This window comes from Micromonospora sp. NPDC049903, assembly GCF_044460945.1.
Lineage (GTDB): Bacteria > Actinomycetota > Actinomycetes > Mycobacteriales > Micromonosporaceae > Micromonospora.
Genome location: NZ_JBITKL010000004.1, coordinates 85,143 through 103,023 on the forward strand (window position 1 = coordinate 85,143; position 17,881 = coordinate 103,023).

The 17,881-nt window shown below is 70.9% G+C and carries 17 protein-coding genes and 1 pseudogene; 15 read left to right on the plus strand and 3 right to left on the minus strand.

The window, feature by feature from the left end; all coding sequences use genetic code 11:
• Window positions 1-471: 471 nt before the first annotated feature.
• Complete coding sequence (locus ACIBO1_RS10060; RefSeq protein ID WP_396743542.1) at window positions 472-678, minus strand: DUF397 domain-containing protein; 207 nt, start codon at window positions 676-678, stop codon at window positions 472-474.
• Window positions 675-1,460, minus strand: a complete 786-nt coding sequence (locus ACIBO1_RS10065; protein ID WP_396743545.1) for a helix-turn-helix domain-containing protein — start codon at window positions 1,458-1,460, stop codon at window positions 675-677. The genes ACIBO1_RS10060 and ACIBO1_RS10065 overlap by 4 nt, the downstream gene beginning before the upstream one ends.
• A gap of 767 nt (window positions 1,461-2,227) precedes the next feature.
• Between ACIBO1_RS10065 and ACIBO1_RS10070 the strand changes: the two genes are divergently transcribed.
• The 12 genes from ACIBO1_RS10070 (at window position 2,228) to ACIBO1_RS10125 (ending at window position 14,271) form a co-directional block, all read left to right on the plus strand.
• Window positions 2,228-2,995, plus strand: coding sequence for a flavin reductase family protein (locus ACIBO1_RS10070; RefSeq protein ID WP_396744160.1), 768 nt, complete (start codon window positions 2,228-2,230; stop codon window positions 2,993-2,995).
• 235 nt (window positions 2,996-3,230) lie between these two features.
• On the plus strand, window positions 3,231-3,584 hold the full coding sequence (locus ACIBO1_RS10075; RefSeq protein ID WP_396743548.1) for a DUF485 domain-containing protein: 354 nt from the start codon (window positions 3,231-3,233) through the stop codon (window positions 3,582-3,584).
• Complete coding sequence (locus ACIBO1_RS10080; protein WP_396743551.1) at window positions 3,581-5,257, plus strand: cation acetate symporter; 1,677 nt, start codon at window positions 3,581-3,583, stop codon at window positions 5,255-5,257. The genes ACIBO1_RS10075 and ACIBO1_RS10080 overlap by 4 nt, the downstream gene beginning before the upstream one ends.
• A gap of 73 nt (window positions 5,258-5,330) precedes the next feature.
• Window positions 5,331-6,305 carry an NAD-dependent epimerase/dehydratase family protein gene (locus tag ACIBO1_RS10085; RefSeq protein ID WP_396743554.1) on the plus strand — a complete coding sequence of 325 codons (975 nt, stop codon included), beginning with the start codon at window positions 5,331-5,333 and terminating at the stop codon, window positions 6,303-6,305.
• Between the two features lie 68 nt (window positions 6,306-6,373).
• Entirely contained in the window at window positions 6,374-7,594 is a 1,221-nt protein-coding gene (locus ACIBO1_RS10090) for an LCP family protein (RefSeq protein WP_396743557.1), read from the plus strand.
• A gap of 235 nt (window positions 7,595-7,829) precedes the next feature.
• Entirely contained in the window at window positions 7,830-9,020 is a 1,191-nt protein-coding gene (locus ACIBO1_RS10095; RefSeq protein WP_396743560.1) for an LCP family protein, read from the plus strand.
• Window positions 9,021-9,213: 193 nt separating this feature from the next.
• The gene (locus ACIBO1_RS10100; protein WP_396744163.1) at window positions 9,214-10,152 is read left to right on the plus strand and encodes an LCP family protein; all 939 of its coding nucleotides are present in this window, start codon (window positions 9,214-9,216) and stop codon (window positions 10,150-10,152) included.
• Window positions 10,153-10,200: 48 nt separating this feature from the next.
• Window positions 10,201-10,536 (plus strand): rhodanese-like domain-containing protein, encoded by a 336-nt coding sequence (locus tag ACIBO1_RS10105; protein WP_350698047.1) that lies wholly within the window; start codon window positions 10,201-10,203, stop codon window positions 10,534-10,536.
• Between the two features lie 5 nt (window positions 10,537-10,541).
• Entirely contained in the window at window positions 10,542-11,333 is a 792-nt protein-coding gene (locus tag ACIBO1_RS10110; RefSeq protein ID WP_396743563.1) for a glycerophosphodiester phosphodiesterase, read from the plus strand.
• Window positions 11,334-11,384: 51 nt separating this feature from the next.
• Window positions 11,385-12,842 (plus strand): ATP-binding protein, encoded by a 1,458-nt coding sequence (locus ACIBO1_RS10115; RefSeq protein ID WP_396743566.1) that lies wholly within the window; start codon window positions 11,385-11,387, stop codon window positions 12,840-12,842.
• Between the two features lie 68 nt (window positions 12,843-12,910).
• Window positions 12,911-13,324 carry an ATP-binding protein gene (locus ACIBO1_RS10120; protein ID WP_396743569.1) on the plus strand — a complete coding sequence of 138 codons (414 nt, stop codon included), beginning with the start codon at window positions 12,911-12,913 and terminating at the stop codon, window positions 13,322-13,324.
• Window positions 13,325-13,383: 59 nt separating this feature from the next.
• Window positions 13,384-14,271 (plus strand): DUF5926 family protein, encoded by an 888-nt coding sequence (locus ACIBO1_RS10125; protein ID WP_396743572.1) that lies wholly within the window; start codon window positions 13,384-13,386, stop codon window positions 14,269-14,271.
• 89 nt (window positions 14,272-14,360) lie between these two features.
• On the opposite strand, the gene ACIBO1_RS10130 is transcribed toward ACIBO1_RS10125, so the two are convergent.
• Window positions 14,361-15,560: an arginine deiminase gene (locus tag ACIBO1_RS10130; RefSeq protein ID WP_396743575.1), complete on the minus strand. Its 1,200-nt coding sequence runs from the start codon at window positions 15,558-15,560 to the stop codon at window positions 14,361-14,363.
• Between the two features lie 163 nt (window positions 15,561-15,723).
• On the opposite strand from ACIBO1_RS10130, the gene ACIBO1_RS10135 reads away from it, so the two are divergent.
• The 3 genes and pseudogenes from ACIBO1_RS10135 to ACIBO1_RS10145 form a co-directional block, all read left to right on the plus strand.
• Complete coding sequence (locus tag ACIBO1_RS10135; RefSeq protein ID WP_350698041.1) at window positions 15,724-16,464, plus strand: hypothetical protein; 741 nt, start codon at window positions 15,724-15,726, stop codon at window positions 16,462-16,464.
• Window positions 16,465-16,630: 166 nt separating this feature from the next.
• The gene (locus ACIBO1_RS10140; protein WP_350698040.1) at window positions 16,631-17,089 is read left to right on the plus strand and encodes a PAS domain-containing protein; all 459 of its coding nucleotides are present in this window, start codon (window positions 16,631-16,633) and stop codon (window positions 17,087-17,089) included.
• A gap of 53 nt (window positions 17,090-17,142) precedes the next feature.
• Window positions 17,143-17,763: pseudogene (locus tag ACIBO1_RS10145) on the plus strand (hypothetical protein); the annotation flags it as partial.
• Window positions 17,764-17,881: the final 118 nt, after the last annotated feature.

The window sequence follows — 17,881 nt, forward strand, 5'->3', positions numbered from 1 at the left end:
GCGGCCCGCACAATCACGAGCAGCCCGCACAAACCCGATCGGCTCGCACGATCCCGGGAGGCCCACAGGGCCCGGGGAGGCCCACAGGGCCCGGGGAGGCCCACAGGGCCCGGGGAGGCCCACAGGGCCCGGGGAGGCCCACACGACCCGGGGAGGCCCACACGACCCGGGAGGCCCACACGATCACTGGCTCCCACATGATCACGGACTCCCCGCACGATCAAGGGAGGCCCGCACAATCAGAACTCCCCACATGACCATGGGCGACTCGGATCACGGGCGGCCCGCACGATCACGGGCGGCGCACGATCACCGACGGCTCGCACGATCGTGCTCGATGCAGGATCGAGTGGTTACCGCGCTACAACGAGGCCACTCGATCCTGGATCGAGCGTGATCTTCCGAGTGGGTCGCACGTTGCGCGACCGGTGCGCCGGGGAGTGTCGCACGTACGCCCCGGCAGGGGGTCGGTCAGCAGGCAGCGGGGGTCGATGCCTCTCGGGCCAGGTCGAGGAAGGATCGCCACGCGGTTGGCGCGAAGGTGAGCGACGGGCCGGAACGATCCTTACTGTCCCGCACCAGCACCACCCCGGGCAGGTTGTCCGCCACCTCGACACAGTTGCCGCCGGTGTCACCGGAGCGGGTCGACGTGCGCCAACGGGGTTCGGCAGCGGTCATGGCGTCACCTTGAGCTTTCGGATCAGATCCAGCGAGGCGCTCGTGGACAGTGCTTCGCCGAGCAGGCTATCCCACTTCCGGTCGATCAGGCGGACCGTCTCGGGGTCGTTGACCACGTGCCCGCGAGCGGCGTTTTCCAGGTAGATCGCCTGCTCGCCGTCCGACAGCTCGGCCAGCACGAAGCCGCCGATCAGGCCGACATGCTCGCCGACGCTGACCGGGACGATGTGCAACCGAACGTGCGGCAGTTGCGCCTCCTCCAACAGTCGGCCGAGCTGCGCATCGAGCACCGCCGGACCGCCGACGGGCCGCCGCACCACATTCTCGTCGAGCAGGAAGACGCACTGCGGTGGATCATCCCGGCGCAGCAGTTCCTGCCGCTCCATTCGGACGGCCACCAACTCGTCCACCATCGCTGGCGGCTGTAGACCTCCGGCCGAGATGACGGCTCGGGCGTACTCCTCGGTCTGGAGCAGGCCCGGCACCAGACAGGGCTCGAAGGCGCGCAGCCTGGTCGCCTCCTGCTCGTAGCCGCGCCACGCCGCGAACCAGGAGGGACCGCGTTCCCGGTCGGCCTCCTTGAGGAGTTCGGCGAGTAGGCCACCGGTTTGCAGCGCCTCGTCGGAGGCCACGGCGAATTCCATCGTCGGTCGGCGGCGGCCGGTCTCGATGGCGGCGATCAGCGACGGGCTCCATTTGATCAGAGTGGCAAGACCCTCCTGGGAGACGCCGGCGGCGGCACGGGCGGCCTTCAACGCCCTGATCCACATCTCGAAGTTCATCACTCACCCATCTGGTAAGTACGCGAACGCGCCGAGTAGTAACCGCTGGCATCCTCCCCTGCGACGAGTGCGGAGTCCAGGGTGGAATCGCGCGGCCCGGCCGGTGGAGGCGACGACCCGACGGCCGGTCCTGCGTCGGGTCGCCCCGGTCATTCCCCCGGCCGGGGCGACCCTTCGAAGCGAAGGAGGCCACCCCATGTACAACGTGTTCCGCAGGTGTCGGAACGTCGTGCTGCGGGCAAACCGCCGCGCGTCGCCATCGAGAGCGAACCCGGAAGTCGTCCCGTCGCGCCGTACCCCGTCGGGATGGCGGTGCTGGCGGCCAGTCGGCTGGTTCGCCCGCAGTACCCCGGTGCAACCGGCCGTGACCCGCACCGCCGACCCGAGAAGGCCGGCCCGCCTACCCGCGCCCATCCGGGCCGAGGGCCCGGTCGCGACGGGGACATCGTCGCCTTCGATGCCCGGGGCCAGCCCGCACACCGACCGCTCGACACCCGAGGCACACACGGGTGCCAGCCGACGGCGACCCGAGCCATGCCCGTACGTCAGCCCTTCGGCGCGCGAACGTTCGGCGTATCCGCTTCCGAACTGGGCTGCCTGGCCGACGATCGCCGAGCCCCGGCCCGGCCGAGGCGGCTGGCTCACTCTCGGGCAGGGGTGGCGGGCGAACGGGGGCCGCTGGTGACCCTGGCATCTGCCGCGCCGAAAGGATCAGCCTGGCACGGACGGTCGGCTCGATCGTGAGCCGCTTCGTGCCGCACCTGCCGATGCGACCCCTCTGGCGCTGTCGAGCGTGCGGGGCGCACTGGCCCTGCCAGCCCGCCCGCCTCTCGCTGCTGGTCGAGTACCGCGAGGATCGGATCGCGCTCCTGGTGTATCTCGGACTGCTGATGACGGAAGCCCACGCCCAGCTCAGCCAGCTCAACGGGCAGCTTCACCACACCGACCTGCACGACCGGTTCCTGACCTGGGCACGGGCCCGTGAACCGGCCGGGCGGGTCACAATGTTTCACGTGAATCATCAGCCGGGTGCCCAGATCCACCACACCGACCCGTTCGCCGTGCCGGCGGGCGACCGTTCGCCCGTACGCCGTCTCCGGGGTCGGCTCGCCGCACCGGTGACGCTCTGGACCGCACCCGGGCCGGCCGGGCTGACCGTCTCCTCCACGCTGGTGGCCGAGGGCGAGCCGGACCGACTGCTCGGCCTGATCGACGCCGAGTCCGACCTGTGGGCGGCGGTCGAGGAGGCCGGTCGGTTCGCGGTCGCGCCGCTCGGCCCGCCGCACCGGCAGCTCGCCGACCGGTTCGCCGGCCTCTTCCCGTCGCCGGGTGGCCTGTTCGCCACCGGCGACTGGACCGAGACGCCCTACGGGCCGGTGCCCGCCGACGCCGGCGGGTGGGCGGGGTGCCGGCTCGACAGCGCAAGGGAGTACGGCTGGAGCCTGCTCGTCGAGGCGACGGTCGAGCAGGTGGAGCTCGGCGACGACATCGCGCCGCTGCTGCACCATCGGGGTCGCTACCGCGAACTGGGCTGACCGCCCTGCCACCCGGAACCCGGCCCACCGTGGGGCGCCACCCGGCCATGCCCCGGCGGACGAACCTGGACGGACTTCACCTACCGCTCAACGGAGTGAGCTGGGTCACTCGGCGCAGCGATGCTGCCGTTCGGCGCAGCCGTCGACCGACACCGATCTCAGCCTTTTCCGGCGGGGAGTGCGCTTCTTACCGTGCGCGAAACTCCTGACGCCTGTGAAGGTGGTGATCCACAAGATGTCCACGGACACACCCGCGACCGCGCCGACCGATTCGACGCCGCAGCGGTACCTCGCGGTCCAACGGTCGGACGAATTCGCCGGACTGCGCCGCGCGCTGCGCGGATTCGTCTTCCCGATGACCATCGCGTTCTTCCTGTGGTACTCGCTCTACGTGATCCTCTCGGCGTACGCGCGAGACTTCATGGGCACGCGCCTGTTCGGCAGCAACATCAACGTGGCGCTGGTCTTCGGCCTGCTCCAGTTCGTCTCCACCTTCCTCATCGCCTGGCTCTACAGCCGGTACGCCGACCGGAAGATCGACCCGGTGGCCGACAAGATCCGTGAAGAGCTGACCGGAGGTGAGTCGTGACCACGACGATCCTCGCGGTCGAGGCGGGCAACACGACGGCCCGGAACCTAACCATCGTGCTCTTCCTGGCCTTCGTGGCCGCCACCCTGGGCATCACCATCTGGGCCAGCCGGCAGACCAAGACCGCCACCGACTTCTACGCGGGCGGCCGGTCGTTCTCCGGCTTCCAGAACGGCATGGCGATCGGTGGCGACTACATGTCCGCCGCGTCCTTCCTGGGCATCGCCGGCATCATCGCCCTCTACGGCTACGACGGTTTCCTCTATTCGATCGGCTTCCTGGTGGCCTGGCTGGTGGCCCTGCTGCTGGTCGCGGAGCTGCTGCGGAACTCCGGCCGGTACACGATGGCCGACGTACTGGCCTTCCGGATGCGGCAGCGTCCGGTGCGTACCGCGGCGGCGGTTTCCACCATCACCGTGTCGATCTTCTATCTGCTGGCCCAGATGGTCGGTGCGGGCGCCCTCGTGGCCCTGCTGCTCGGCATCCGCCCCGGCACCACCTTCCTGGGCATGGACGCCAGCACCGCCAAGGTGGCGACCATCATCCTGGTCGGCGCCCTCATGATCATCTACGTCACCGTGGGTGGCATGAAGGGCACCACCTACGTACAGATCGTCAAGGCGTTCCTGCTGATGGGCGGCGCGCTGTTGATGACCCTGCTGGTGCTGGCGAAGTACAAGTTCAACCTGTCGTCCCTGCTGGGTGACGCGGCGGCGAGCTCCGGCCACGGCAGCGCGTTCCTGGAACCCGGGCTGCGGTACGGCGTCGAGGTAGCCGGCAACGCGACACAGACCTTCTACAACAAGGTCGACCTGCTCTCCCTCGGCATCGCCCTGGTGCTCGGCACAGCCGGCCTGCCGCACATCCTGATCCGCTTCTACACCGTGCCGACGGCGAAGGCGGCCCGCAAGAGCGTGCTCTGGGCGATCGGCATCATCGGCTCGTTCTACCTGCTCACCCTAGCCCTCGGCTTCGGTGCGGCGGCGCTGGTGGGTGGTGACGCCATCCGGGAACAGGACGCGGCCGGCAACACCGCCGCACCACAGCTCGCCGAGGCGCTCGGGATCGACTTCTTCGGCGGCGATCTGGGCGGGGCGGCGATGCTGGCGATCATCGCGGCGGTCGCCTTCGCCACCATCCTCGCGGTGGTCGCCGGGTTGACCCTGGCGTCGTCGTCCAGCCTGGCGCACGACTTCTACGCCAACGTCATCAAGCGGGGCAACACCTCAGAGCGCCAGGAGGTACGCGTCGCCCGGATCTCCGCGTTGGTGATCGGTGCGGCCGCCATCGCCCTGTCGATCTTCGCGCAGAACCTGAACGTGGCGTTCCTGGTGGCACTGGCCTTCGCCGTCGCCGCCTCCGGCAACCTGCCGGCGATCCTCTACAGCCTGTTCTGGAAGCGGTTCAACACCTCGGGCGCGGTGTGGGCGATCTACGGCGGTCTGCTGGCGGCCGTACTGCTGGTCTTCTTCTCGCCGGTGGTCTCCGGAGCACCGACGGCGATGTTCCCGGACCACGACTGGCAGTGGTTCCCGCTGTCCAACCCGGGCATCCTGTCGATCCCGTTCGGCTTCCTCTGCGGGTGGATCGGCACCCTCGTCTCCAAGGAGAGCGACGAGGACAAGTACGCCGAACTGGAGGTGCGTTCGCTGACCGGCGCCGGCGCGCACTGACGATCGAGTGTTAGTGGGGTCCCCTGTACTACGCGAGGCGTTAGCAGGGGACCCCTCCTTTACTCTGGTCGGCGTGAAGGTTGAGCAGCGTTTTGGTCCCGGTCACCGCATCCTGGTCACCGGCGGTGCCGGTTTCGTCCCGTCGCACCTTGTGGATTCCCTGATCGGTCGCGGGTGCACGGTGGTCGCACTGGACAACTTCGTCACCGGGTCGAAGGAGAACGTCGCCCATCTGCTCGACGAACCGTCGTTCACTCTGGTGGAGGCGGACATCTCCGACGGGCTGCCGGATCATCCCGCGCTGGCCGAGCGGTTCGACGCGATCCTGCACATGGCGTCCCCGGCGAGCCCGACGGACTTCGAGAAGCTGCCGGTGGAGATCCTGCGGGTGGGCTCGGTGGCCACCCTGCACCTGCTGGAGCGTGCCGCCGCCGACGGTGCCCGGTTCCTGCTGGCCTCGACCTCCGAGGCGTACGGCGACCCGAAGGAGCACCCGCAGCGGGAGACGTACTGGGGCAACGTCAACCCGATCGGCATCCGCAGCGTGTACGACGAGGCCAAGCGCTTCTCCGAGGCCGCGACGATGGCGTACCGGCGCAGTCGGGGCGTGGACACCGCGATCGTGCGGATCTTCAACACGTACGGTCCGAGGATGCGGCCGGACGACGGGCGGGCCATCCCGACCTTCATCTCCCAGGCGCTGCGCGGTGAGTCGATCACCGTGCACGGCACCGGCAACCAGACCCGCTCGATCTGCTACGTGGCGGACCTCGTCCGGGGCATCCTGCTGCTGCTCGACTCGACCGAGAGCGGACCGGTCAACTGCGGCACCGAGCACGAGATGAGCATGCGGCAACTGGCCGAGACCATCGTGTCGCTCTGCGAGAGCAAGTCCGAGGTGACCTACGTCACGCGCAGTGCCGACGATCCGGAGATGCGCCGTCCCGATCTGACCCTCGCCCGCGAGGTCCTCGGGTACGAGCCCTCCGTCGCGCCCGAAGTCGGCCTGCGACGCACGATCGACTACTTCCGCGAGCGGATCGGGTAGCACCGGGGCCGGCACCGGCCGGGTTTCACGACGGGCGACAGTGGCGGGGCCTGCGTACCCTGAGTTACATGTCAGCCACCAACTCCGCCGCACTGCCGGCCCTCCACCTGCACCGCAGCGCCGGGCGCGCGGCGGTACCGGCCGGCTCGGGCCGGGGCGGACGCGCTGCCCGAGCGAACGAGACCAGCCGGTTCCCGGCGTACGACGAGGCACCCGGTGGGCCGGGCGGTCCGCGTGGCCCGGTGGGGCCGGGCGGCCCCGGCGGTCCGCCGCCGCCTCGTGGCCGCCGCCCGCGGTGGGGCCGGATCGCCCTGCTGACCGGCGTCGTGGTGTTGGTGCTGGCGCTGCTCGGCGGCGTCGGCGCCTGGTTCTACGCCCGCAGCCTGGACAACAACCTGGCCCGCACCGACCCGTTCTCGGAGATCACCGGCGGACGGCCGGCGAAGGCGGTGGACGGTGCGCTCAACATCCTGATGGTGGGCACCGACTCGCGGGATCCGGACGCGCCGATGGACCAGGCCGGTGAGTGGCGCGCCGACACGATCATCGTCATGCACATCCCCGCCGACCACCAGGAGGCGTACCTCGTCTCCATCCCCCGCGACCTGTACGTGCCGATCCCGGAGAGCGCCGCCTCCGACTGTGACTCCGGCCAGCGTCGCAAGATCAATGCGGCGTTCGCGTTCGGCGGCCTGCCGCTGGCGGTACGCACCGTCGAGTGCTTCACCGACGTGCACATCGACCACGTCATGGCGATCGACTTCGGGGGCTTCAAGCAGGTCACCGACGCGCTCGGCGGCGTCGAACTGGAGGTCGAGCGGACCATCACCTCGATCCACAAGCCGTACCGGAAGTTCACCAAGGGCACCAACCAGATGAACGGCACCGAGGCGCTGGACTGGATCCGGCAGCGGAAGCAGTTCCCGGACGGCGACTTCGCCCGGATGCGCCACCAGCAGGAGTTCCTGCGGGCGCTGATGGACAAGGCGGCGAGCAGCGGCACGCTGACCAACCCGAAGAAGCTCAACGCGTTCCTCCGGTCGGTCACCGACGCGGTCACGGTCGACCAGGGCTTCTCACTGACCGACATGGCGGTGCAGTTCCGCAACCTGCGAGGCGAGAACCTGACGTTCGTCACCAGCCCGCACCTGGGCAGCCAGACCATCAACGGCGAGTCGGTGGTCGTCTCCGACCGGGAGAACGCCCTGGCCATGTACCGCGCGATGTCCGGCGACACGATGACCGACTGGGTCAAGGCGAACAAGGAGTCACGGGCCGGTAACGGCTAATCACGCCACCGGCCGGCAGTCGGGCTTCTCGCTCACCGCGCGTGACCGAGAAGCCCGATTTCTGCTGTGAAAATCCTGGGAGCCAATAGTCGATCGTCCATTTTGTTCTGCCCGTTTGTCCATTTCCCCAGGATGACGTGGCGGAGAACGGTAACTGAGCGTCAGACGAACTCGCCACGGCGGGATTGCGTCCGTAAAGTGTTCCCGCCCCCCACATTCACGAGCTGGAGCACGCATGCCGGTTCAGAGCCCCTCCTTGCTCGATCCGCCTGGCGCATCGAACCCCTCGCCCTCCTCAGCCGGCAAGAAGTCCGGCAAGAGCGGCAAGAAGGGGCACACCCGGCGGAAGGACCCTCTCTGGGCCCGGATCACCCTGGTCTTCGGCGCCGTGCTGATGATGACCAGCGGCCTCGCCATCGTCGGCAGCAAGGCCGTGATCGGTCAGGCCACCGGCAACATCGCGCAGCGCAACCTGCTCGGCGAGGCGGGCAAGACGGTGGACGAGGGCGGAAACAACCTGGAAGGCCCGATCGACATGCTGCTGCTGGGCGTGGACGCCCGGGAGCGGTGGGCCGCCGACGACGTACGCGCGGACAGCATCATCGTGCTGCACATCCCGGCCACCCACGACCAGGCGTACCTGATCTCGATCCCCCGGGACACCGAGGCCCGCATCCCGGCCTTCCCCAAGACCGACTTCCCGGGCGGCACCGACAAGATCAACGCAGCGTTCCAGGCCGGTGCCCGCAACGGCGGCGGCTGGGAGGGCGGCGCCCAGTTGATGGCCCAGACCATCAAGGGCATGACCGGCGTCGGCTTCGACGGTGCGGCGATCATCAACTTCGGTGGCTTCAAGAACGTCATCGACGCTCTCGGCTCGGTGCGGATCTGCCCGAAGCAGGAGGTCAAGTCGGCCCACATGTCGTACGTGGACGGCAAGGTGATGTGGAACGCGGACGCCAAGAAGACCGGCAAGCAGCGGACCCCGGTGGTGCACAAGAAGGGCTGCCAGGAGATGGAGGGCTGGGCCGCGCTGGACTTTTCCCGGCAGCGGTACGGCCTGGCCAACAGCGACTACGACCGCCAGCAGAACCAGCAGCAGCTGATCAAGGCGATGGCGAAGAAGGCCAGCCAGAACGGCACGCTGACCAACCCGCTCAAGCTCAACGAGCTGATCAAGGCGGCCGGCAAGGCGTTCATCCTGGACACCGGCGGCGTCTCGGTGGAGGACTTCGTCTTCACCATGCGCGGGGTCACCGGCAACGAGCTGATCATGCTGAAGACCAACGGCGGCACGTTCAACGGCACGGACAGCGGCCGGGAAGCGCTGAGCGAGCAGACCCTGGACATGTTCCACGCGGTCAAGCAGGACAAGCTGGCCGAGTTCGTGTTCTACAACCCCGAGGTGATCTCCAGCCGGAAGTGACCGGCGGGAGTACCCGGAAACCGCCGTCACGCCGCCATCACCGTCCGTAGTCTGACATGAAGAAGATTCATGTCAGACGGGCGGGGAGGACGTCACGGCCAGGAGGGCACGCGACGGCGGACCACGGGCAGCGGGCGGCAAGTCCGGGCACCCGCGTTGGCCACGCGCACTGCTGGGGATCGGGCTGGCGGTGGTGCTGCTGGCCACGGTCGCCGTGGTCGGCCTCCGGGTGCTCGCCGACCGGTACGAGCGCACCATGACCCGGGCCGAACTGCTCGACCCGAGCGCCCGCGCCGACCGCACCGACCGGCACGGCCCGCTCAACTACCTGCTCGTCGGCTCGGACCGCCGCCCCGACGACACCGGCCCGGAACAGCGCACCGACACCATCCTGATGGTGCACGTACCGGCCGGGCTGCGCGAGGGCTACCTGGTCTCCGTACCGCGTGACCTGCTGGTCGACATCCCGCCCGGGTCCGGCTACCCGGGCGGGGAGGACAAGGTCAACGCCGCGTACGAGTACGGCGGCGGCGGTGAGGCCGGCGCTCGGCTGCTCTCGGCCACCCTGACCCGACTCACCGGCATCCGCTTCGACGGCGCCGCCCTGGTCGACTTCGCCGGTCTGCGCAGCGTCATCGACCTGCTCGGCGGGGTGACCATGTGCGTACGCACCGAGGTGCGCTCGATCCACACCGACCGGGTCTTCTCGCCCGGCTGCCAGCGGATGGACGGTGCCCAGGCGCTGGACTACGTCCGTCAGCGCTACGACCTGCCCGGCGGCGACTACGACCGGCAGACCCACCAGCAGCAACTGCTGGGGGCGATGCTGCAACGGGCGGGGGAGACCCGGCTCCGCGAGAATCCGGTCCAGTTGCACCGGCTCGTCCAGGCCGTCGGCGGCTCGCTGACCGTGGACACCAACGGCGTACCCGTGGAGGACCTGTTGCTGGCGCTGCGCGGCCTCTCCACCGACGCGCTGCGCGGCGTCCAGGTGCCGTCCTACCCGCAGACCATCGACCAGGTCTCCTACGTCGTGCTCGACAACGGCGGAGAGGGACTGTTCGAGGCGGTCCGGGGCACCCGGATGCCGCAGTGGGCGGGTGCCCATCCGCACTGGGTCACCCGGCTCTGACCCGCCGGCCTACGCGATCGCCCCGACGGCCCTCTAGGCTTGGTAGCCGTGTTCGGATCCCACGTACCCACCATGACGGTGCCCGAGATCAACGACGAGACCTACCTGCTCGACGTCCGGGAGGACGACGAGTGGGAGGCGGGTCACGCACCCACCGCACACCACCTGCCGATGATGGAACTGCCGGCGCGCATCGCCGAGGTGCCCGACGACCGGGACGTCGCGGTCATCTGCCGCTCCGGCGGACGGTCCGCCCAGGTGGTCGCCTACCTCATGCACAACGGCTGGGACCAGGTGCGCAACGTGGAGGGCGGGATGGGCGACTGGGAGGCGGCCGGACGACCGGTGGTCGACTCGAACGGCCAACCGGGCCGGGTCCTGTAACGGCCGTGCACACCCCGCTCGTCTTCGCGCACCGTGGCGCGTCGTACGACCTGCCGGAGCACACCCTCGCCGCCTACCTGCGCGCGCTCGACGAGGGCGTCGACGGGCTGGAGTGCGACGTCCGGCTGACCCGCGACGGCCACCTCGTCTGCGTGCACGACCGCCGACTGAACCGCACCAGCAACGGTCGCGGCCTGGTCAGCGCCCGTACCCTGGCCGAGCTGGAGGAGCTGGACTTCGGCTCCTGGCACCCGGGCTGCGTACCGGCCGACGGGGACGAGGTGCTCGACGACTCGCGGACCCGGCTGCTGACCCTTGAACGGCTGCTGGAGGCGGTCCTCGCCGCCGGGCGGCCGGTGCGGCTGCTGGTGGAGACCAAACACCCGTCCCGCTACGGCGGCGACGTGGAACGCCGGCTGGTCGCCCTGCTGCGCCGGTACGGCCTGACCGAACCGCGCCCCGACGACCCGGTACGCGTGACGGTGATGTCCTTCTCCCCGCTGGCCGTACGCCGGATGCGGGCGTTGGCCCCGGCGCTGCCGACCGTACTGCTGCTGGAGGTGCTGCCCCGCTGGCTGCGCCTGGGCCGGCTGCCGTTCGGTGTCGGCATCGCCGGTCCCGGGATCGGCCTGGTCCGGGCACGTCCGGCGCTGGTGCCGTCGCTGCGGGCCGCCGGCAACCAGGTCTACGTCTGGACCGTCAACGAGCCGGCGGACCTGGATCTCGTGCTGGCCGCCGAGGTGGACGGCGTGATCACCGACCGCCCGGCGCAGACGCTGGCCCGGTTGAGGGGATAACCGACCGTCGGGGGTGCCGAAGAAGGTGAACGGAGGTGCACACTCGGGGACATGACGGACCGTACCGATTACTCGGCTCTCATCGCCGGGCACACCGTCGTCATCGAGATGATCAACTCGGGGGACGCGGGCCTTCCGGTACTGACCCAGCTACTGCGGGTGGCGCAACCGGCACTCGGTGCCGCCGGCATGGCCTTCGTCGAGTTCGCTCCCAGCGGCGGACGGGTGATCGCCGCCACCGGTGCCGCCGAGTGGACCATCGGACGTCCACTGCCACCCAGCGACCCGATCACCGCCTGCCTGCTCGCCGGCCCCCGGGTGCAGTGCGTACGCACCGACCGGCTCGGCAGCCAGCTCGCCGACGAGCTGACCGATCGCGGCCTGCGCCGGATGGTCGCCTCCCGGGCGGAGATCGGCGGGCACGCCGTCGGCAGCCTCCAGGCCCTGTACCGGGCCGGGGACGACGAGCCCGGCCCGGAGCAGCGGGGCGTGGTCGGATTCCTGGGCGCCTGCATCGCGCACATGTACGGCGACCAGAGCGGCCTGCCGGTGCACGGCGACGGCCCGGTGGTGGCGGCTCTCGCCGACGGGCTGGCGGTCGTCGACCGGGACGCCCACGTACGCCTCTGGAACCCGGCCGCCGCCGACGTCACCGGCCGGTCCGCAGCCGAGGCGATCAACAAGCCGCTGCCCTTCCCGGTGCCCCCGTCCGGGCAGGTCCTCGACCACCGCCTGCCGGACGGACGCTGGCTGCGGGTCACCTCGGGTGAGCTGCCCGGTCCGGGCGCGCTGCGGGTGGTCACCTTCCGGGACATCACCGACCAGCAACGGCACGACCACGAGCGGGACCTCTTCGTCGCGGTGACCAGTCACGAGCTGCGCACGCCGGTGACCGTGATCAAGGGGTACGCCGACACGCTCAACGACCACTGGGAGTCGCTCAGCGACGCCGACCGACGCCAGGCCGCGCAGGTCATCGGCCAGCGCGCCAACGAGCTGGCCCGGTTGCTCGACCGGCTGCTCTCCTCCGCCGCCGAGGCCTGGCCGGACGACGGGCCGGCGGTGCCGTTCGACCTCGGCGAGACGCTGCGCGGGGCGGTCGCCAACCTGCCCGGTGAGCTGCGTCGTCGGGCGACCCTCCAGTTCCCGGCCGACCTGCCCCGGGCGATCGGGCGTCGGCAGAGCCTGGTCACCGTGCTGACCGAGCTGGTCACCAACGCCGGCAAGTACTCCCCACCCGGCTCGCCGATCGAGGTGAGCGCGGCCTCGGACGGGCCGACCGTCTGCGTCCGGGTCAGCGACCGGGGCATCGGCGTACGCCCTGAGCACGTCGAACGGGCCTTCGACCGGTTCTGGCAGGGCGACTCGGGTGACAATCGTCGCTATCCGGGCACCGGACTCGGCCTCTATCTCGTCCGCCGGATCGTTGAACAGCAGAATGGATGGGTATTCCTCCGACCGAGAACTGGTGGAGGTACGGTCGCAGAGGTGCGGCTGCCCCGTAGGTGATCGTGGGGGTCACCGGGGCGGAAGAGGGGCGGGACGTGTCGACGGGAGCGGTCGAACGAGCGTGGTGTGTGGTCGTACCGCACCACGCCAGCGGTGCGCGCGCCGCCCGGCACCGCCTCGCCGCCGAACTGGCCGAGGTCGTGTCCCCGGTGGTGCTCGCGGATCTCGTCGCGGTCCTGGCCGAGCTGGTCGGCAACGCCGTCCGGCACGCGGACCCGCTGCCGGGTGGAGTGGTCCGGGTGGCCTGGCGGTTGATGACGACCGACGACGGGGCGCACGTCCGGCTGCGGGTCACCGACGGCGGCGCGACCGGTACGCCCCGGATCCGTCCGGCGGACATCGACGCAGCCGACGGCCGGGGCCTGCACATCGTCTCCGGCCTGGCGAGCCGCTGGGGGGTCGAACGGGACGGTCTGGGGCAGAGCGTCTGGGCCGATTTCGACCCGGTCCCCGAACGACCGGACCTGGTCGTCGCCGGCTGAGCCCGCGCAGGGCGGGTCCGGCCCCCGGCATCGCGCCCGGGCCTCTAGGCTGTGTCGCCGTGAGCAAGCGTCGAAAGAACCAGCGGGCCGCCGCGCCGACGACCCCGAAGCGGGAGAAGGTGCGGGACGTCTTCGTCCCCCGGCCCTTCGAGGGGCTGACCGACGAGCCGGAGTGGATCGCGCTGCGGGAACTCGTGCCCGCCGCCTCCGCACCGCTGCGGCTCACCCCCGAGCTGGTCGAGGAGTACGGCGACCGGCCGGTGGCGCTGGCCACCGTGCTGCCGATGGCCGCCCCCGCGATGAGCCGCGCCGACGGGCAGGTGTTCGTCGGGCTCCAGCGACACCAGCAGTCCGGTGACGTGTCCCGGGACCTGGCCGAGTCGCTGCTCTGCGCGCTGCGTACCGAGCCGGGCGCCCCGGTCCAGGTGCCGCCGCTGCCCGGTCCCGGGCCACGGCTCCAGGACATCCTGGTCGACGGTCCGTTGACGGTCACCCTGCACGAGGGCTTCGAGTTCTGGCTGGTCCCCGAGGCCGTCGACGACCCGACCGTGCAGGCGTCCCTCGAACGGGCCAACGCGGCGATCTACCCGACCGTACGCCTGGCGGCGGCGCGGTCGGCGTATTGGTGCCAGGTGCCGGAGAAGGCGCACGTGCGCTGGGTCCTGCCCGAGGCCGAGGAGGCCGCGCTGGACGCGTTGGCCCGGCTGGGTGCGGCCGGCTCGCTGACTCTCGGCGAGGGGACGAAGTTCGCCGGCATGTTCCGTGCCCACGGTCGGCTGGTGCCGGTCTGGGATCTGCCCGAGGAGACCCCGGCCGCCGAGTGGGAGGCGCCGGTCGCCGACTTCGCCAAGCGGTACGCCGAGGCGTTGGCGGAGACCGAACCGCTCGACGCCGCCGCCCGCCGGTCCCGTCAGGGCCTGCTGGGTCGCCAGCTCACCCTGCGCTGAGCGCGCGCTTCTGGTGTTAGGAAGGGACCCCTGCTCTACCGGAGACGTTAGAAAGGGGCCCTTCCTTACTCCCGGGCCTGCCCGCGTCGTCACTCGCGCAGCAGTGGGCAGGACATGCAGCGCGGGCCGCCCCGACCCGACCCCAGCTCGGAGCCGGCGATCGGGATGAGTTCGATCCCGGCCCGTTCGAGCTGGGCGTTGGTCTCCACGTTGCGTTCGTAGCCGACGCAGAGCCGGGGCGCGAGCGCCAGCGTGTTGTTGCCGTCGTCCCACTGCTCCCGCTCGGCGGTCACCGGGTCGAGCCCGGTGTCGATCACCCGGAGCTGGTCGAGGTCCATCGCGTCGGCGGCGGCCCGCAGGAACGGCGCCGGGCCGTCCACCCGTGGGTCGTCGCCGTCCGTCCCGGCGATCACCGTGTACGCCGACAGCGAGTGCGCGACGTTGGGATACATCAGCACCGCGTCGACGTCGACCATGGTGCAGACCGTGTCGAGGTGCATGGTGGCCCGCTCCTGGGCGATCGGCACCACCAGGATGGTGTGCGCCAGCCCGGCCGCGAAGACCTGCCGGGCCAGCCGCTCGGCACCGGCCGGGGTGGTCCGCTCGCCGACCCCGACGGCGAGCACCCCGGGGGCGAGCAGCAGCACGTCGCCGCCTTCGAGGTGCTCCAGGTCGGGCCGGTAGACGTACTCGGTGCCGGCGAAGCGCGGATGGTGCCGGTAGATCGCGTCGGTCAGCGTGGTCTCCCGCCGCCGGGCGGGCATCGCCAGGCTGGTCACGCCGACCCGCCCGCCGATCCACAGTGACGAGTCGCGGGTGAACAACAGGTTCGGCAGGGGCGCGATGACGAAGTCGTGCCGGTCCATCAGCGTGTAGACCAGGCCACCGCGCCGGTCACCGCCGAGCCGTAGCTCCTCGTGGGCGAGGCCGGCGACGAGGACGCCGGCGAGCGCGGCCGGGTCGAGGTAGGTCAGGTGCGCGGCGACCCGGGCGCGCAGGGTGTCGCCGAGCCGGGGCGAGGCGAGGACCTGTTCGGTCAGTTCGGCGCGGGCCTCCGCCACGGCCAGGGTCTCGGTGAGCAGATCGGTGAGATAGAGCACCTCGACATCGCGCTCGCGCAGCGCGGCGGCGAAGGCGTCGTGCTCCTCCTGCGCGCGCCCCACCCAGGGGATGGCGTCGAACAGCAGGGAGTCGTTGTTGCGCGGGGTCAGGCGGGCGAGTTCCGGCCCCGGCCGGTGCAGCAGCACGGTGCCGAGCCGACCGACCTCACTGTCCACGTAGTGGGTCACACCCGAAGCCTAGGGCAGGGTTTGGCGGCATCCGATAAAACAGCTGTGGGTGAATATGGCATTCATCCACAGTCATTCCGGCGTTCCGGCTTGCCGACTACCGGGACCCGCAACGTAGGGTAGTGAGAAAGTAACTTCGAGGGACCTTTTGCCGGAGGTCGCGATGACTGTCTTCCCCGCTCGTCGAGCCGTACCGTCCGCCCGGGCGCTGCCGCAAGCGGCGGTGCCACACCCTCGGGTCGAGGCGCCGGGGGTGGTCGCGGCCCCGCGTCCGTCGCCCTTGGAGTGGGCCCGCCGACGTCGCGCCGAGCGGGGCGCTCGTCGGCTGGAGGCCGCCGGTGCCCGCGCGCTCGGTCAACTCGACCATCTCGGGCCCGCGTGGCACGTGATCGACTGGCCGCGCACGGACGCCGCGGACGCCCTGCTCGACGAGAGCGACGACAACCGGGCCGGGTTCCTCGCCATCGGCCCGAGCGGACTCTTCGCCGTCACCATCGCCGACCACGGCCGGGCCCGCGTCCTGGTCGCCGGTGACGTGGTGCAGATCAACGGCAAGCGCCCGCCGTACGTGGCCGAGGCCCGCCGCGACGCCCGACGCGCCAGCAAGGCACTGACCAGCGCGGTCGGCCATCCGATCCCGGTGACGCCGGTGCTCACCTTCGTGGGCTCCGGCGTCATCAGCGTCTACGGCCTGCCCAAGGACTGTCTGATGGCCACCCACCGGGAGCTCGACCGGATGCTCGTCGCCGGTGGCAACCGGATCAGCCCGGCCACCGCCGAGAAGCTCTCCCGGGTCGCGCAGCACCCCGGGACGTGGATGAGCGGCGGCTATCCGCCAGCAGCCGACTACCGGTGGTATGAGGACGGCCGAATGGCCGCTGACAAGCCGGCCACCCGGCGGTAACGTCTGCGGCGACGCCACGCGGCCGGGCCCCTGCACTCCGCACCGGCCGGCCGCGCCGTCGCAGACCGGCAGCGATCAGCACCGATGGCGTGGATACCAGCGCGGTCAGCGGTGGCCGAGACGACCGGCTAGCGTGGACGTTCCGTCGGTGTGCATAGGAGGCGCGGTGGCCCACGTCGAACTCTCGCTCTCGGAAGTGTTCGTGCCCGACCCGGGAACACCGACAGAGCTGGGGTACGACAACATCGGCCGGTGGGCGGCCACTGTGTCCAGTGCCGACGAGCCCTGCCTGCTGATCGACGCCGAGAGCCGCGTGGTGGCCGTCTCCGCCGCCGGTTGTGATCTGCTCGGCCTCGGCACCCCCGAGGACGTCATCGGGCTGCCGCTGCTCGACGGCGGCCTGCGGCTGCTCGACTTCACCGCGTACCGGGGCGAGTTGGCCGAGCCGGACATCGACAAGATCCCGCCGCTGCTGGCGCTCGCCTCCGGCCGGATGGCCCGTGGCCTGTTACGGATCATGGCAACCACCGAGGGTGTCTCTGACGCGACCGTCGACGCCATCTCCACTCCGGTGCTCGCCGACGGGGCCGTCGCCGGCTCGCTCACCTTCTTCTCCGAGCTCTGACCCGGGCACCGCGTACCCGGCGGACCTTCACGTCGGCGGCGGATCCTCCTACCATGGGCTCGGCTCCGGCCGCTCCCGACGCTCGCCCCCCATCGAGGATCATCCCCGTGTCGCCCACCCCGATCCGTCGTGCCGCCCCCGGCCGCCGGCCCGCCCGACCGGGCGCCCGCCGGGGCCGTACCCGGCTGCCCGCAGTCGCTGGGCTGGCCATACTCCTGCTGGCCGGCTGCGGCGAACCGCCGGACCCGCGCGACGGGTCGACCCTGCCGACGCCGCCGCCCACCACGGCCGCGGCCGGGTCGGCCACCCCGACACCACCGCCCTTCGGTGAACCGCCCAGCGCCGCACCGACCGTCACGTCGACCGACGCCGGCCTGGTCGCGGTCGCCTGCCCCGGCCAGCCGTCCCGGCAACGGATCGTCGACCTGGTCCGGGGCCGCGACGGACTGCTCCCCCGCAACGCGCGGGTGCAGGTCACCAGGGGGCCGCTCTGCGCCGCCGGCTGGCACTTCACCGGCATCGACGTCACCGGCTACGAGCCGCTCCAGGTGGTCACCCGGGACCAGGCCGGCACCCTGCGGCTGGTCACCGCCGGCACCGACGTCTGCTCGGTCGAGGTACGCGTGGCCGCGCCCGTCGGGATCAGGACGCTGGCCTGCGGCGACGAGGGGTCGGTGCCGGTACCGGTGGCGCCCGTGCCCTCTCCGCCACCGGTGCCCACGCCGACGCCGTCCGGGCAGTCACCGACGCCATCGGCGTCCACACCCTCGGCGGGTGCGTAGGCTGTTCGCC

Bases quoted from the DNA above. Each gene is read 5' to 3' on its own strand.
- ACIBO1_RS10060 (WP_396743542.1), bottom strand. From the start codon at position 678: ATGACCGCTGCCGAACCCCGTTGGCGCACGTCGACCCGCTCCGGTGAC.
- ACIBO1_RS10065 (WP_396743545.1), bottom strand. From the start codon at position 1,460: ATGAACTTCGAGATGTGGATCAGGGCGTTGAAGGCCGCCCGTGCCGCC.
- ACIBO1_RS10070 (WP_396744160.1), top strand. From the start codon at position 2,228: ATGCGACCCCTCTGGCGCTGTCGAGCGTGCGGGGCGCACTGGCCCTGC.
- ACIBO1_RS10075 (WP_396743548.1), top strand. From the start codon at position 3,231: ATGTCCACGGACACACCCGCGACCGCGCCGACCGATTCGACGCCGCAG.
- ACIBO1_RS10090 (WP_396743557.1), top strand. From the start codon at position 6,374: ATGTCAGCCACCAACTCCGCCGCACTGCCGGCCCTCCACCTGCACCGC.
- ACIBO1_RS10095 (WP_396743560.1), top strand. From the start codon at position 7,830: ATGCCGGTTCAGAGCCCCTCCTTGCTCGATCCGCCTGGCGCATCGAAC.
- ACIBO1_RS10115 (WP_396743566.1), top strand. From the start codon at position 11,385: ATGACGGACCGTACCGATTACTCGGCTCTCATCGCCGGGCACACCGTC.
- ACIBO1_RS10135 (WP_350698041.1), top strand. From the start codon at position 15,724: ATGACTGTCTTCCCCGCTCGTCGAGCCGTACCGTCCGCCCGGGCGCTG.